General features: G+C 59.6%; 15 protein-coding genes and 1 pseudogene. 5 read left to right on the top strand and 11 right to left on the bottom strand.

Annotated features, from left to right (window positions below; genetic code table 11):
* Window positions 1-81 precede the first annotated feature (81 nt).
* The 5 genes and pseudogenes from ACM6JM_RS14265 to ACM6JM_RS14245 all read right to left on the bottom strand — a co-directional run.
* Window positions 82-852: pseudogene (locus tag ACM6JM_RS14265) on the bottom strand (PAS domain-containing protein); the annotation flags it as partial.
* 589 nt (window positions 853-1,441) lie between these two features.
* Window positions 1,442-2,455: an ABC transporter substrate-binding protein gene (locus ACM6JM_RS14260; protein ID WP_414882097.1), complete on the bottom strand. Its 1,014-nt coding sequence runs from the start codon at window positions 2,453-2,455 to the stop codon at window positions 1,442-1,444.
* A complete protein-coding gene (locus ACM6JM_RS14255; protein ID WP_039766123.1) occupies window positions 2,452-2,997 on the bottom strand; it encodes a sigma-70 family RNA polymerase sigma factor in 546 nt (181 codons plus the stop codon). Before ACM6JM_RS14255 ends, ACM6JM_RS14260 begins: the two co-directional genes overlap by 4 nt.
* 127 nt (window positions 2,998-3,124) lie before the next feature.
* Window positions 3,125-3,916 carry a phosphate/phosphite/phosphonate ABC transporter substrate-binding protein gene (locus ACM6JM_RS14250; protein WP_414882096.1) on the bottom strand — a complete coding sequence of 264 codons (792 nt, stop codon included), beginning with the start codon at window positions 3,914-3,916 and terminating at the stop codon, window positions 3,125-3,127.
* 7 nt (window positions 3,917-3,923) lie between these two features.
* Window positions 3,924-4,865 carry a fatty acid desaturase gene (locus ACM6JM_RS14245; protein ID WP_103386028.1) on the bottom strand — a complete coding sequence of 314 codons (942 nt, stop codon included), beginning with the start codon at window positions 4,863-4,865 and terminating at the stop codon, window positions 3,924-3,926.
* 350 nt (window positions 4,866-5,215) lie between these two features.
* On the opposite strand from ACM6JM_RS14245, the gene ACM6JM_RS14240 reads away from it, so the two are divergent.
* The gene (locus ACM6JM_RS14240; protein ID WP_414882095.1) at window positions 5,216-5,635 is read left to right on the top strand and encodes a GNAT family N-acetyltransferase; all 420 of its coding nucleotides are present in this window, start codon (window positions 5,216-5,218) and stop codon (window positions 5,633-5,635) included.
* Here ACM6JM_RS14240 and def read toward each other — a convergent pair whose 3' ends face one another.
* From def to ACM6JM_RS14225, 3 genes are all read right to left on the bottom strand, one after another.
* Window positions 5,636-6,175 carry a peptide deformylase gene (gene def, locus ACM6JM_RS14235; protein ID WP_039766116.1) on the bottom strand — a complete coding sequence of 180 codons (540 nt, stop codon included), beginning with the start codon at window positions 6,173-6,175 and terminating at the stop codon, window positions 5,636-5,638. It lies immediately after the preceding gene.
* 2 nt (window positions 6,176-6,177) lie between these two features.
* Entirely contained in the window at window positions 6,178-7,128 is a 951-nt protein-coding gene (locus ACM6JM_RS14230) for a YihY/virulence factor BrkB family protein (RefSeq protein ID WP_039766115.1), read from the bottom strand.
* A gap of 177 nt (window positions 7,129-7,305) precedes the next feature.
* Window positions 7,306-7,497, bottom strand: coding sequence for a CsbD family protein (locus tag ACM6JM_RS14225; RefSeq protein WP_064598911.1), 192 nt, complete (start codon window positions 7,495-7,497; stop codon window positions 7,306-7,308).
* Between the two features lie 197 nt (window positions 7,498-7,694).
* Between ACM6JM_RS14225 and ACM6JM_RS14220 the strand changes: the two genes are divergently transcribed.
* Window positions 7,695-8,072, top strand: a complete 378-nt coding sequence (locus tag ACM6JM_RS14220; RefSeq protein ID WP_007951149.1) for a hypothetical protein — start codon at window positions 7,695-7,697, stop codon at window positions 8,070-8,072.
* 167 nt (window positions 8,073-8,239) lie between these two features.
* Here the strand turns inward: ACM6JM_RS14220 and fadD1 are convergent, their stop codons facing one another.
* Both fadD1 and fadD2 read right to left on the bottom strand, forming a co-directional pair.
* Entirely contained in the window at window positions 8,240-9,937 is a 1,698-nt protein-coding gene (gene fadD1, locus ACM6JM_RS14215; RefSeq protein ID WP_039766111.1) for a long-chain-fatty-acid--CoA ligase FadD1, read from the bottom strand.
* A gap of 343 nt (window positions 9,938-10,280) precedes the next feature.
* Window positions 10,281-11,969, bottom strand: coding sequence for a long-chain-fatty-acid--CoA ligase FadD2 (fadD2, locus tag ACM6JM_RS14210; RefSeq protein ID WP_039766110.1), 1,689 nt, complete (start codon window positions 11,967-11,969; stop codon window positions 10,281-10,283).
* Window positions 11,970-12,217: 248 nt separating this feature from the next.
* Here fadD2 and ACM6JM_RS14205 point away from each other — a divergent pair, with 248 nt between their 5' ends.
* Both ACM6JM_RS14205 and ACM6JM_RS14200 read left to right on the top strand, forming a co-directional pair.
* Window positions 12,218-13,162 (top strand): lysophospholipase, encoded by a 945-nt coding sequence (locus ACM6JM_RS14205; protein ID WP_414882094.1) that lies wholly within the window; start codon window positions 12,218-12,220, stop codon window positions 13,160-13,162.
* A gap of 42 nt (window positions 13,163-13,204) precedes the next feature.
* Entirely contained in the window at window positions 13,205-13,675 is a 471-nt protein-coding gene (locus ACM6JM_RS14200) for a MaoC family dehydratase (RefSeq protein ID WP_003227420.1), read from the top strand.
* Between the two features lie 68 nt (window positions 13,676-13,743).
* Here ACM6JM_RS14200 and ACM6JM_RS14195 read toward each other — a convergent pair whose 3' ends face one another.
* Complete coding sequence (locus ACM6JM_RS14195) at window positions 13,744-14,211, bottom strand: PA2169 family four-helix-bundle protein (RefSeq protein ID WP_039766107.1); 468 nt, start codon at window positions 14,209-14,211, stop codon at window positions 13,744-13,746.
* 205 nt (window positions 14,212-14,416) lie between these two features.
* Here ACM6JM_RS14195 and ACM6JM_RS14190 point away from each other — a divergent pair, with 205 nt between their 5' ends.
* Window positions 14,417-14,653: a DUF3820 family protein gene (locus ACM6JM_RS14190; RefSeq protein ID WP_003213031.1), complete on the top strand. Its 237-nt coding sequence runs from the start codon at window positions 14,417-14,419 to the stop codon at window positions 14,651-14,653.
* The last annotated feature ends 23 nt before the right edge of the window (window positions 14,654-14,676 follow it).

The raw sequence follows: 14,676 nt of genomic DNA, 5'->3' as shown, positions 1-14,676 counted from the left end.
TTTTTGCGCGCAGGCGTCGTTTTGTACCGAAGTGCTGTGGGCCGATTCCGCAGCGGTCTGCAAGGTAGTCATCTGGTGAGTGATGTCGCTGGCGAACTTCACCACTTTGTACAAGCGGCCCTTGGCGTCGAACAGCGGGTTGTACGACGCTTCCAGGTAAACGGTTTGCCCGGACTTGTTCTTGCGCTCGAAGCGGTGCGAGTGATATTCGCCGCGATTGAGCGATGCCCAGAACGCCTTGTATTGCGCGGATTCGGCTTCGACCCGATGACAGAACAGGCTGTGGTGATGGCCGACGATTTCGTTGAGCGAGTACTGCATGGTCTTGAGGAAGTTGTCGTTGGCCGTGATCACATTGCCTTCCGGGGTGAACTCGATCACCGCCATAGAGCGACCGATCGCCGCCAGCATGCTCTCTTCTTCTTTTTCCTTGTTCACGCGCGCGGTGATGTCCGCCGCCACTTTGATCACACTGCGGACTTGTTTGTCCGGGCCATACACCGGCATGTAACTGGCTTCGAGCCAGATCTCCCGCCCACTCTTGTTCAAGCGCAGGAAAGTGCCGCTGATGGGTTCGCCACGGGCCAGGTCACGCCACAACCTGGCGTATTCCTCGCTGCGATAGAACGCTTCTTCACAAAAGATCCGGTGATGTTTGCCACGCACTTCATCGGCGCTGTAGCCCATGGTCTTGCAGAAGTTGTCATTGGCATCCAGAACGATGCCCTCGGGGGTGAATTCGATCATTGCCATCGAACGGCTGATCGCCGCCAGCTTGGCGTTGGCTTCGGTCAGGGCACAGCTGAAACGTTCGATTTCCTGCAGATCAGCCTTGTGATGTAGGTTGAACATGTCTCTATCACCTTCCGCGCGTTCTTTTGATTTGATGAAAGTTCAGGTCTTTCAGAATCCACCACTACGTTCCACAGAACAGGCACACGCCTTCCTCCACGGGAGGAAGTTGTCAGGTGATAAGCGATGATTAATCAAAGAGTCCATGCAGCGACGCTCTAATCAAGACATCCTTTTCTTGATAGCCCGCGGGCGGGCCATTCCTAACATGCAGAAGAACTTCCATTTAAAAAACAGCTCCTTGTCGGTCAAGTGTCGGTGCCTTGGATTGCGCACTCTGGCAGCTTTGTTCACGGCTAACCGATTGCCGTCGGAGCGCTTTGAATGGCGGTCGACATAGTTAGTTATGAATGAGCATAGACAGCGCAAGGCCTTGCGCAAGGCCACTAGTCGGCCAGTAATGCGGGAGTTCGGACAGGAAGCGGACGAGAAACGGTTCAGCGCAAAAACGTTTTTGCCGGTCGGACGCCATCGCGGGCAAGCCGCGCTCCCACAGGTACCACGCTGGCTTTAACATTGCGCACAACCCTGTGGGAGCGGGCCTGCCCGCGATGGTGTCGGTGCAGCACTACAAAAACATCGGAAAGAACTACAAACTGCCGCTCACCTTGTTTGCCACATCACCCGGAACCCAAGGCTTCCACACTTGCGGTTGATCGCGCAGGAACGCCTCGGCCACCTGGCGTGGCTGCTGGCGCTTCTCGCTCATCCCGGCCAGGGTCTGGTTCAGCAGATCGATCGGCAAGTCGACCTTTTCAAAGAACGTCACCAGTTCCGGGTACTGCGCCTTGAACGGCGCCGACACGCCAATCGCCAGGCTCGCCGGCATCGAGCGGGTGCCTCTCGGATTGGGGTTGGTGGCATCGGCCAGGGTTTTCCAGGCTTCGGCGTCGAACGGTGGCTCTTCCAGCTTCACCAGTTTGAAGCGACCGAGCAGCGGCGTCGGCGACCAGTAGTAGAACAGCACCGGTTTGCCCCGCTTGATCGACGACGCCACCTCGGCATCCAGCGCCGCGCCGGAGCCGGTGCGGAAGTTGACGTAACTGTCGTTCAACGCATACGCCTTGAGCTTCTGGCTGTTGACGATTTCCGAGGTCCAGCCGGTCGGGCTGTTGAGGAAGCGCCCGCGGCTCGGGTCTTCCGGGTCCTTGAACACATCCTTGTAGCGCGGCAGATCGGCCACGGATTTCAGTTCCGGCGCCAGCGGTTTGATCCCGCGCTCCGGGTCGCCCTTGATCACGTATTCCGGCACCCACCAGCCTTCGGTGGCGCCCTTCACCGTGTCGCCCAGGCCGAACACCTTGCCCTCGGCGGCGGCCTTGACCCACGCCGGACTGCGCCCGGCCCACTCTTCGCCGATCACCTGAATGTCGTTTTTCGCCAGCGCCGCTTCCAGGCTGACGGTGCTGCCCGGCAGCGTGTCGGTCGGGTAGCCGTAGCCTTTCTCGACGATCAGGCGCAGCACTTCGGTGATGAAACTGCCACTTTCCCAGGTGATGTCACCGAAGTGAATCGGCGCGGTTTTTTCCGCTGCCACGGCGTGGCCGGCAGTCAGGGTCAGGGCCAGCAGCGAACTGCCGAGCAGGGTTTTGAGCGATCTCATGCGGACCTCTTGTTCTGGGAGGAAGTCAGGGTTTGGTTGGCGCTGTGGCGGTTGCACAGGGCCTGGGAACGGGTCATGTACAGGCTCACCGAACGCTGGGAGATGCCCAGTTCGGCAGCGATTTGCGGGTAGGTCAGGCCGTCAATGCGCGCCAGCAGAAAGGTCGAGCGGACTTTGCCCGGCAGGCGCTGGAGCGTGCGGTCCAAATGCTTGAGGCTTTGCGACAGGTCGGCGAGTTCTTCGGGAGACGGCGGGTGATCGAGGTCGCCCTGTTGCAGTTGGTGCAGATGTCGACGCTCCAGATCGCCCCGCCGCCAGCGCTCGTACAGCAGGCGTTGGGCGATGGTGGTGAGCAAGGCGCGGGGTTCACGGATGGCGGTCAGGCCCGGGGCTTCGAGCAGTTGCGCGAAGGTTTCGGCGGCGATGTCTTCGGCGGTGGCCGCATCATTCGATTGCCGACGCAGACGTGTGCACAACCACTGGTAATGGTCGCCAAACAACGTGTGCACATGATTGCGATGGGATGAGTCGGCGCCGGACATGGGGGCTCCTTGGTCAAGGGTCGCTGAATGTCCGGTCGTCCGGTGGCGCGATCCTAGCAAGGCGCCTTATGCGTTAAAAATACTTAAAAAGAATTTTTATATTCCATTAGTGAATTACAAGAGACTGCTAGCGCAAGCGGCCATAACCCAGTTCTTCGGCCTCGCGCTGATAATCCAGCAGGACGAGGTAATCGCTTTCACTGGCGGGCAGGACTTCGGGCAAACCGAGGATGCGGGCCACATCGGGCAGGTCTTGAAGGCTGCGATTCATCGCCCGGCGCAGGTGTTCAATCTGTTCGTCCGTCGTGCTGGCAGCGGTGATGAAGGGCAAGGTCGGGCTGAACGCACTGCGTGCCACCACCCGCAAGCCGCTGACCTCTGCGGCGGCGTACTGCGCCAGGTACGCGAAGGTCACGCTGTCGATGGCTGCCAGATCGGCGCGGTCTTCGCGCAACCAGCGCAGGCTTTCGCGATGCCCGCCACTGATGCCCACAGAGGCGTAAAACTGACCGTCCCGATGCAGCGGCGCCAAACGCTGACGCAACAGGTTCATGCCGCTGTTGGAATCGTCGCTGTTGATCACCCCGCGACTGTCGAAGAACTCCGCCAGATTGCGACGCGGATCATCGGCGCGGGCGAGGATCAGGCTGCAATGGTTGCCGGCAGTGGCGTCAGGCAATTCGTAACGCGGACGACCGACAATCCTGACCTGCCCACGCAGCGCGGTCATCAACGGATAGCCGCAGGTCTGGGTCAGCAGCAACTCAGGCGAACGCCAGAGTTCAAGCAGCGACAGGCCTTCGGCATCGAGCCGCGAACGGCCCAGGTGTTCGAGAATCCGCGCCAGCCACTGCTCGTTCGCCGCGCGAATCGGCTCGGGTGCGATGTACATCAACAGTTCTGCGTAACCTGACGTCATGCTGGCCTCAAATAAAAGGATGCTGCGGGCTGTCGATCGGCTTGATGCCGTGCCGGCGCCACAGTTGCCCATAACCTTGCACCAGAAACCCGCCGCTGCGCGCCACCCACTGTTCCCGGCGCATGCGGTAGGCCTCGGGCAAGTCGTACCACGCCAGCTTCGGCAAGTCGTGGTGTACCAGATGGAAATTCAGGTTCAGGAACAGCCAGCGCCATGGCCATCCGGCTTCGTTGAGTACCGTGCGCTGTTCCGGCCTCTCGTGCGGTCGGTGTTCATAGTAGGAGCGGACCATCGCGATCGACAGCGCCGGCACACTGATCAAAAACAGGTAATGCCACACCGGCAACACGCTGTAGCGCGCGATGAAGAACAGCATCAGCACGGTCAAGGCGCCGTGGGTCAACCACATCAGCCAAGCCTGGCGCTCGCCGCTTTTCAGACGTTGCAGTTCTTCACCGGCCAGCGCCAGCAACGCCAGCGGCGCACCAAGAATGAAGCGGCCCAATACGGTCTTGTTCAGCCAGTGCAGACTGCGTTCGAACAACGAACGGCCCTGCCAGCGCTCGGCGCTCAGGTAACGGCTTTCGGGATCGACGCCGGGAATCGTCAGGTCTTCGTCGCGATGGTGCTGCAAATGGCTGTCGCGATAGAGCGTGTAGGGATACCACACCGCAAATGGCGCATAGCCGAGGATTTTGTTGACGAAGGTCCAGCGCGTCGGATGACCGTGGAGCAATTCGTGCTGCACCGACAGCCACAGCACCAGTAACGGAATCAGCAGCAGCGTGCTCCACCCGAGGCCGAGCCATTCACTGCCCAGCACAATCGCGAACCAGCCGCCGTACACGCCGATCAGCAGCAGCCAGGTCGGCCACTCGGTGCGGGCGGTGAAGCGCTGGCGCAGGGTTTCGATCTGTTGGCGATGGGCATCGTCGAAATAGTGGGGCATGGCGTGGCTCGGAACGAGGGTCTGATCGTTCTGTGCAACACCAACGGGAAATCTTGCAGATTATTTTTGCGGTTTTTTTAAGGACGCTGATTTCAAGGACAAGACAGGAGCCCGGATCCGGGCTCCCGTACGGCGTGATCAATGGCCAAAAATGTCGACTTTTTTCGCCCTCTTCTCGTGGCGTTTTTCGATGGCGGTCTTGGCCGGTTTCTTCTTCGCGGCTTTTTTCGAATCCATACCTTTGGACATGATGCGTACTCCACTCAGAGGGGATGTGAGATCAGGTATACACCTATCCCGGCGGGCACGTTGTTTTATAATCCGCAGCTTTTGCACCGGCAGTCCGATTCATGACCGACATCCGTTACAGCCAGCTCGACGACCTGTCCTGGCCCTTGATGAACAAGTTCTACCGCCAGCATCACTCGTCGATGAAAGCGGTGCGCGAGGCGCAATTATGGGTGGCGCGGCGAGAGGAAATCGTGGCGGCGTTGTGTCTGCGGCCGGTGTTCGGCGGACATTGGTTGACCGGGTTGTTCGTCGATCCGGCCTGCCGTGAGCAAGGCATTGCCGCACAGCTGATTGCCGAAGCGGTGAAGGGTGTGGATATGCCGGTGTGGTTGTTCTGCCACCCGGACTTGCGCGAATTCTACGAGCGGCGCGGCTTCACTTTCGATCCTGCCCTGCCCCAGGCCATGGCCGAGCGCTTGAGTCGTTATGCGCGGAGCAAGCCGATGATTGCCATGGAACTGGCACCGCGCGCGGGCTAGTCAGTCGTCAGCGTTGGGATCGAGATCCGGAAACATCACTTCGGTAAAACCGAACTTGCTGAAATCGGTAATGCGCGAAGGGTACAAACGCCCGATCAGGTGATCGCATTCATGCTGTACCACCCGCGCATGGAACCCTGAGGCCTCCCGCGAGATCGGCTCACCCTTGGGGTCGACGCCTTCGTAACGGATCCGCTGGTATCGATCCACCGCGCCCCGCAGGCCCGGCACCGACAGGCAGCCTTCGAAGCCCTCCTCCATCAGCGGACTGAGCGGCGTGATCAGCGGGTTGATCAGGATCGTCTGCGGCACTGCTTCGGCGTCCGGGTAACGCTCGCTGTGCTCGAAACCGAAGATCACCAGTTGCAGATCGACACCGATCTGCGGCGCGGCCAGGCCAACGCCGCCGACGCTTTCCATGGTCTGGAACATGTCGTCGATCAATTGCCACAGCTCGGGACTGTCGAGCATTTCAGCGGGCACCGGCGGCGCGATGCGCAGCAGGCGTTCGTCGCCCATCTTCAGGATTTCACGGATCATGATCAGGCTTCGTCAGTGTTCGGCTTGAGCGAATGATCGCGCCCGAGGCCGGAAACGTGTTGTTTGGGATGTTCATCGAGTTCGCCGGGGACTTTCTCGCCCGAATCCTTGCCCTCGCTGGACATGTGTTCGATCACCGCATTCATCTCCGCACCGAGCAACAACACGGCGGCGGAAATGTAGAAATACAGCAACAGCACGATGATTGCACCGATGCTGCCATACATGGCGTTGTAGTTGGCGAACGTCTTGACGTAGAACGCGAAGCCCAGGGACGCGATGATCCACACCACCACCGCCAGCACCGAGCCGGGGGTGATGAAACGAAATTCCTGTTTGACGTCGGGCATCACGTAATAGATCAGCGCCACGGCCACCATCATCAGAATCACGATCACCGGCCAGCGGGCGATGGTCCACAGGGTAACGATGACTTCTTCGAGCCCGACCTGCGCGGCGATCCAGCCCATCACCTGCGGGCCGAGCACCATCAGCGCTGCGGCCACCAGCAACATGCCGGCAATGCCGACGGTGTAGATGATCGACAGCGGAAACCGCTTCCACAGGGGCCGGCCCTCGACCACGTCGTAGGCGGCGTTCATCGCGCTCATCATCAGGCGCACACCGGCAGACGCGGTGTACAGGGCGATGACGATACCCACCGAAAGCAGGCCGCCCTTGGATTGCTGCAGTTGATCGATCACCGGGTTGACCTGCTCCAGCGCCTGGGGCGGCAACACCAGCTCCGATTGCAGGCGCAGCCAGGAGAAGAAGTCCGGCAGGTGCAGGAAACCGATCAGGGCAATCAGAAACAGAATGAACGGGAACAGCGAGAACAGCATCTGGTAGGCCAGTGCCGAGGCATAGGTCGACATCTCGTCGTCGACGAATTCGGTGACCGTGCGCACCATCACCCGGTGCAGGGGCAGACCTTTCATGTCGGGGAAAATCATTCGCGTCTCCTTTCGCCGCAAAACAGGTTGAAGTCGTGGCGACTCAGGGGCCGTTTTTCTCTCATCAAAGTAGCTTACTTGGCGACTTTGAAACACTGTGTTCCTTGACCGCATGTGAGCGGGATACGAAAACGGCCATCCTTGGATGGCCGCTTCGCTGTTTCGTTCAAGGCCTGATCAGGCCTTGTCGACGCCTTTCTTGACCGCATCCTTGGCTTTGCCCACCGCTTGCTGGGCCTCGCCTTTCTTCTCTTGCACTTTGCCTTCGGCCTGCAGTTTGGTGTTATCGGTGGCTTTACCGACACCTTGCTTGACGTTGCCGACCGCTTCGTTGGCCATGCCTTTCACTTTATCGCTCGTGCTACCCATGGTGATTCTCCTTGGAACATTAACGGGGAAAGTCAGTACGTAATGATTGACTGACCCGGTTTGCGCCAAGTTTCATTTATTTTCAGGGCTTCATTTCGTCGCGGTGTGCAGGTTGGGCTTTATGTTTACGAGCGTACCCCCGAGAATGCCCATCAAAAGGGCGCCAGGCGCCACAGAACCGACCCCGCAGGAATGTTATGAAACTCGATAAAAAGCAGGCCATCGCCCGTCGCAACCAGGAATTGGGCGGTGCCGTGCTCGGCACCAACAACTGCCACTTCGCCGAACTGAACCGTAACCGCAACATCTGGTGGTTCGACCTGCCGGTGTCGCGCCTGGCGATCGGTCAGTACGAGTGGATCCACCTGTTGATGCACACCCCGGCCACCGACGAACTGCTGCATCTGAAAGTGCCGACCGTGTTCCTGCGCGAGAAACTCGAAGGCCTGGTGATCCGCAACGAAGGCAAGCGCAAGGCAGCCCTGAGCCTGGAACTGAGCGCCGACAAGGACTCGTACCTGCAGGACATGCGCCCGGCGGGCACCAATGTGAACTTCGCGCCGTTCCGCCAATAAGACACTCAAGCTGATCGTTCCCACGCTCTGCGTGGGAATGCCGCCCCGGACGCTCCGCGTCCCGCACGGCAGGGACGCAGAGCGTCCCGGGATGCGTTACCACGCGGAGCGTGGGAACGATCAAGCGGTAAACCAACAAAAAGCCCCGCATCTGCGGGGCTTCCTGTTTACGCGGCGTTCTTCGCCTTGATCTTCTTCAGCTCTTCGTCACGCAGTTCGCGACGCAGGATCTTGCCGACGTTGGTGGTCGGCAACGCATCGCGGAACTCCACGGAGCGCGGCACCTTGTAGCCGGTGACGTTGGCGCGCATGTGCTCCATCACCTGTTCCTTGGTCAGGGTGACACCCGGTCTGGCAACGATGAAGATCTTGATCGCCTCGCCGGATTTTTCGTCCGGAACGCCGATGGCCGCACACTGCAACACGCCCGGCAGGGCCGCCAGCACGTCTTCCAGTTCGTTCGGATACACGTTGAAACCGGAAACCAGAATCATGTCTTTCTTGCGATCGACGATGCGCATGTAGCCGTCCGGCTGGATCAGCGCGATGTCGCCGGTCTTCAGCCAGCCTTCGCTGTCGAGCATTTCATCGGTGGCTTCCTGACGCTGCCAGTAACCCTTCATCACTTGCGGGCCCTTGACGCACAGCTCGCCGATTTCGCCCAGCGGCTGCTCGACACCGGCGTCGTCAATGACTTTGCACAGGGTCGACGGCACCGGAATGCCGATGGTGCCGATCTGAATGTTCTGAATCGGGTTGACCGTGGCCACCGGGCTGGTTTCGGTCATGCCGTAACCTTCACAGATCGGGCAACCGGTGACCGCTTTCCAGCGCTCGGCTGCGGCCAGTTGCAGGGCCATGCCGCCGGACAGGGTGACTTTCAGCGCCGAGAAATCCAGCTTGCGGAAACCTTCGTTGTTGCACAGGGCCACGAACAGCGTGTTGAGGCCGACGAAGCCGCTGAACTTCCACTTCGACAGTTCCTTGACCATCGCCGGCAGGTCGCGCGGGTTGCTGATCAGGATGTTGTGGTTGCCGATCAGCATCATCGCCATGCAATGAAAGGTGAACGCATAGATGTGGTACAGCGGCAGTGGCGTGATCAGGATCTCGCAACCTTCATTGAGGTTGGAGCCCATCAGCGCCTTGCACTGCAGCATGTTGGCGACGAGGTTGCGATGGGTGAGCATCGCGCCCTTGGCCACGCCGGTGGTGCCGCCGGTGTATTGCAGCACCGCGACGTCGCCGCTGTCCGGGTTGGCTTCAGCCACCGGCTGGCCCTGGCCCTTGCTCAGCACGTCGTTGAACTTGACGGCTTTGGGCAGGTGGTAGGCCGGAACCATTTTCTTCACGTACTTGATGACGCTGTTGATCAGCAGGCGCTTGATCGGCGGCAGCAGGTCGGCGACTTCGGTGACGATGACGTGTTTGACGCCGGTTTTCGGCACCACGGCTTCGGCCAGGTGCGCCATGTTCGCCAGGCACACCAGCGCCTTGGCACCGGAGTCGTTGAATTGGTGCTCCATTTCCCGCGCGGTGTACAGCGGGTTGGTGTTGACCACGATCAGCCCGGCGCGGATGGCGCCGAAGACGGCGACCGGGTACTGCAGCACGTTGGGCAGTTGCACGGCGATTCGATCACCGGGCTGCAAATCGGTATGCTGTTGCAGATAAGCGGCAAACGCACCGGACAATTCGTACAGTTCACCGTAGGTGATGGTTTTGCCCAGGTTGCTGAACGCCGGTTTGTCGGCGAAGCGTTGGCAGGATTGCTTCAACACTGCCTGAATATTCGGGTACTCGTCTGGATTGATGTCGGCAGCAATTCCAGCGGGGTACTTATCCTTCCAAAAGTCTTCGATCATGGAAGCCCACTCCTCAGCAACGCGAATTCAGCACCGCATTTGATGCGATTATTATTGGTGTTTGTTTATTGGTGAGTCTGGCTTTTTACAAGGCCGAGAAGTCACAAAGCGCGCCGAGAGTAGCAGCTTTGCCAAGGGTCGACTAGAGCCAAAAGCGGCCCCTACAGTCATTTTAATGACTCAAGAACTACTGGCAGTCATTTTAGAGCAAAAATCCTATAACACCTTGAAAGTCCCGGTTTTCGGGGGCTTGAAACAAAAATCGCGAGCAGGCCCGCTCCCGCAGGCTCATCGATAACCCGTGGGAGCGAGCTTGCTCGCGATTGCGCGAAGCGCAGTTCTTTTAAGCGATATCGCGCAACTCTCTGCGCAGAATTTTCCCGACAGGCGTCATCGGCAATGACTCACGCAGCACGATGTGTTTCGGCACCTTGTACGCCGTGAAATTCTCTTTGCAGTAGGCCTTAAGCTCTTCCAGGCTCACCCCGGTTTCCCGCGCCACCACAAACAGCTTCACCGCCTCGCCGGAACGCTCGTCCGGCACGCCGATCACTGCGCAGTTGGCAACTTTCGGGTGGGCCATCACCACGTCTTCGATTTCGTTCGGGTACACGTTGAAACCGGAGACGATGATCATGTCTTTCTTGCGGTCGACGATGCGCACGAAACCGTCCGGGTCGATCACAGCAATGTCGCCGGACTTGAACCAGCCCTCGGCATCCAGCACTTCGGCGGTGGCCTCGGGTTTGTTCCAGTAGCCCTTCATGATCTGCGGGCCCTTGATGCACAGCTCGCCGCGCTCGCCCAGCGGCTGCTCGACGCCGTCGTCGTTGATGACTTTCAACAAGGTGCCCGGCACCGGCAGGCCGACCGTGCCGATTCGTGACAGCTCGCCGTAAGGGTTGGTGCAGGCCACCGGCGAGGTTTCGGTCAGGCCGTAACCTTCGGTAATCCGGCAACCGGTGATCTGTTCCCAGCGTTCGGCCGTGGCCTTGACCAGCGCGGTACCGCCGGAGTTGGTGAGCTTGAGGGTGGAGAAATCCAGGGTCTTGAAGTCCGGATGATCCATCAGCGCGACAAACAGCGTGTTGAGCCCCAGCAGCGCCGAGAACTTCCAGTTCTTCAGCTCCTTGATGAAGCCGCCGATGTCACGCGGGTTGGTGATCAGTACGTTGTGGTTGCCCGACACCATCATGCACATGCAATTCGCGGTGAAGGCATAGATGTGGTAGAGCGGCAGCGGCGCGATCATCACCTCCTGCCCTTCGCGCAACAACGGCTGGCCGTCGCTGCCGAACTGGCCGAGACAGGCGCGCACCTGCTGCATGTTCGCCACCAGATTGCCGTGGGTCAGCATCGCGCCCTTGGCCAGGCCGGTGGTGCCGCCGGTGTATTGCAGGACGGCAATGTCGTCCAGGCCGACCTTCAGCGGCTTGATGCCCAGGCCCCGACCCATGCGCAGAGCGCTCTTGAAGGAAATCGCCTGGGGCAGCGAATACGCCGGCACCATCTTCTTCACTTTGCTGACCACGGTGTTGACCAGCCAGCCCTTGGCGGCAGGCATCAGGTCGCCCATCTTCGCTTCGATCAGATACTGAATGTCGGTGTCCGCCAGCACTTCCTGGACTTTCTGGCCGAACATGTTCAGGTACACCAGCGCCCGGGCACCGGAATCCTTGAACTGGTGGCGCATTTCCCGCGCGGTGTACAGCGGGTTGGTGTTGACCACGATCAGCCCGGCACGCAAGGCGCCGAACACGGCAATCGGATAATGCAGGACGTTGGGCATCTGCACCGCGATGCGATCCCCCGGCGCCAGATCGGTGTGGGCTTGCAGATAACCGGCGAACGCGGCGCTCTGGCGCTCCAGCTCGGCGTAGGTCAGGGTCACGCCCATGTTGCTGAACGCCGGGCGATCAGCGAATTTCTTGCAGGAACGCTCGAACACCTCGATCACCGACTTGAATTCACCCGCGTCGATGTCCAGGGGTACGCCCGCCGGGCGTTTGTCATTCCAGAAATCAGGTTGCATTGTTCTTGTCCTCTTTACCTGAGCCGATCCGGGGCCGCTTCGCTGTCATTTCTTTCCGTCCGTGAAAAAGCCGAGAGCAAAAAGCGGGGCTTCACGGACACTAGCAGCTATGGTCAATCAGGCAAATATGGGCAAGGTCGTCATTGATCGTGTGAATCTTCCTGCCGTGGCGTGAGCTGATCGGACGCGCTATACAATGCAACCTCTGCAAGACGCTTGAGCAAAAACAGGCCGCAAAAGGAATCGCCATGATCCACGACACCTTCTGGCTGGACGCGAGTGACCGCAGCCGCCTCTTCGTCAACCAGTGGCTGCCGAACGCGCCGCTGAAGGCGGTGATTCTGCTGGCCCACGGCATGGCAGAACACAGCGCCCGCTACGCTCGGCTGGCAGAGGCGTTCTGCGCCGAAGGTTACGGTGTGTACGCGCCCGATCAGCGCGGGCATGGCAAAACCGCCGTTCATGGGACGCTGGGGCATTTCGCCGACGACGATGGCTGGTGCAAGGTGGTTGGAGATCTCGCGAGTCTCAACCAGTTCCTCGGCCAGCGTCATCCGGGAGTACCGATCGTGCTGCTCGGGCACAGCATGGGCAGCTACATTGCCCAGGCTTATCTGCTGCATCACAGCGCCAGCCTGCACGGCGCGATTCTCAGCGGCTCGAATTTCCAGCCGGTTTCGCTGTACCGCGCGGCCCGGCAGATCGCCCGGTTCGAAAAACTGCGCCAGGGCGCCAAGGGCCGCAGCGCGCTGATCGAATGGCTGTCGTTCGGCTCGTTCAACAATAAATTCAAACCTGCGCGCACCGCATTTGACTGGCTGAGTCGCGACCCGGCCGAGGTCGACAAGTACGCCACCGACCCGCTGTGCGGCTTTCGCTGCACCAATCAGTTGTGGATCGACCTGCTCGGCGGGTTGCAGCAAATCAGCAAAGCGTCCAATCTCGCCCAGATTGATCCGGGCCTGCCGCTGCTGGTGATCGGCGGCGAATGTGATCCGGTGAGCGAAGGCAAGCGTCTGACTGATCTGGCCAACGCCTTGCGCGCGGCCGGCAGCCAGAACCTGCAACTGAAGATCTACCCGCAGGCGCGGCACGAATTGTTCAACGAGAGCAACCGCGACGAAGTGACCGCCGATGTGCTGGCCTGGATCGAACAGGCCCTGAGCCATCGCCGGCCGCACCGCAGCGAATAATTTTTTGTGGATTCATTTCATCCGTCACAGGAATTCAGACCCATGACCCAGGTTACCAACATCCCTTACGAAGCCCTCGAAGTGGGCCAGACCGCGAGCTACAGCAAGACTGTCGAAGAACGCGACATTCAGCTGTTCGCCGCGATGTCCGGCGACCACAATCCGGTGCACCTGGACGCCGAGTTCGCCGCCGCCAGCATGTTCAAGGAACGTATCGCCCACGGCATGTTCAGCGGCGCGCTGATCAGTGCGGCCGTGGCTTGCGAGCTGCCTGGGCCGGGCACCATTTATATCGGCCAGCAGATGAGCTTCCAGAAACCGGTGAAGATCGGCGACACCCTGACCGTACGCCTGGAAATCCTCGAGAAACTGCCGAAATTCCGTGTGCGCATCGCCACGCGCGTATTCAACCAGCGCGATGAGCTGGTGGTGGACGGCGAGGCCGAGATCCTGGCGCCGCGCAAGCAACAGACCGTTACCCTCCCGACGTTGCCGGCCATCAGCATCGGCTGATCGTCCTCGGTTAAATCCGGGCACAAAAAAACGCCAGACCAGCTGGCGTTTTTGTTGGCCTCGAACGCTTACGAGCGTGCGCGAGCCTGGTTACGCAGCGCCTTCACCTGATCGTGATTGCGTTGCACGCCGTGGTATTGGCGTTCGACCAGATCACGGATGCCGACCAGGTTGTGCTTGTTGATCTTCTCGATTGCTTCACGATAAGCCTTCAGGGCGTGGTCTTCACCGCGCTCGGCTTCGTTGAGCACCGCTTCTTCGTCCTTGCCGGTGAACATTGCTTTGACGTCGACCCAGCGACGGTGCAGATCACCGCTGACACTGGTCGAGGTTTCCGGATCGCCGCCCATCGAACGCACGGCGGCTTGCAGCTCGGCCGCAGCCGTTGCGCAATCGGCGGAGCGCTGTGTGAACAGGGTTTTCAGTTCAGGGTGCTTGATGTCTTCAGCGCAGGTCTTGAAGCCTTCCTGACCGTCCTTGCTGGTTTCGATCAGGTCGTTGAGGACGGAGATGGCTTCTTTATTCATGTCAGTCATTTTTCAATTCCTTGCGTGGGTGAAAGATGCAAGGAGTGTTGCAGTGGTCGTGCCAGCTTTCGCTAAAGAATTTAATCGTTATTTTTCAAGAGCTTACAAATAAAGCGCAAATCTGTATGCCTGTTATTTGCATGATCTGTCATTTGGCCTGCATGCAGAATGCCTGTATTTTCCAACGTGTTTTCCAACCCAGACGATTCCAACGATGAACCCCGAAAAGCTCGAACTGTTGATCACCCGCGAAATGCCCTTCGGCAAGTACAAGGGCCGGATCATTGCCGACCTGCCGGGCCCGTACCTGAACTGGTTTGCCCGGGAAGGATTTCCCCATGGCGAACTGGGCGGGCTGCTGGCCCTGATGCAGGAAATCGATCACAACGGCCTGTCGGAACTGCTCGAACCGCTGCGCGCCAAACATGGCAAACCTGCCCCGCGCCACTGAGGCGTCACCCTGATCCGAGTCGA

The organism is Pseudomonas sp. IT-P2 (assembly GCF_949767575.1).
Classification (GTDB): domain Bacteria; phylum Pseudomonadota; class Gammaproteobacteria; order Pseudomonadales; family Pseudomonadaceae; genus Aquipseudomonas; species Aquipseudomonas pharyngis.
Note: the sequence above shows the minus strand (reverse complement) of the source record. Positions and strands in the feature narration are given on the sequence as shown.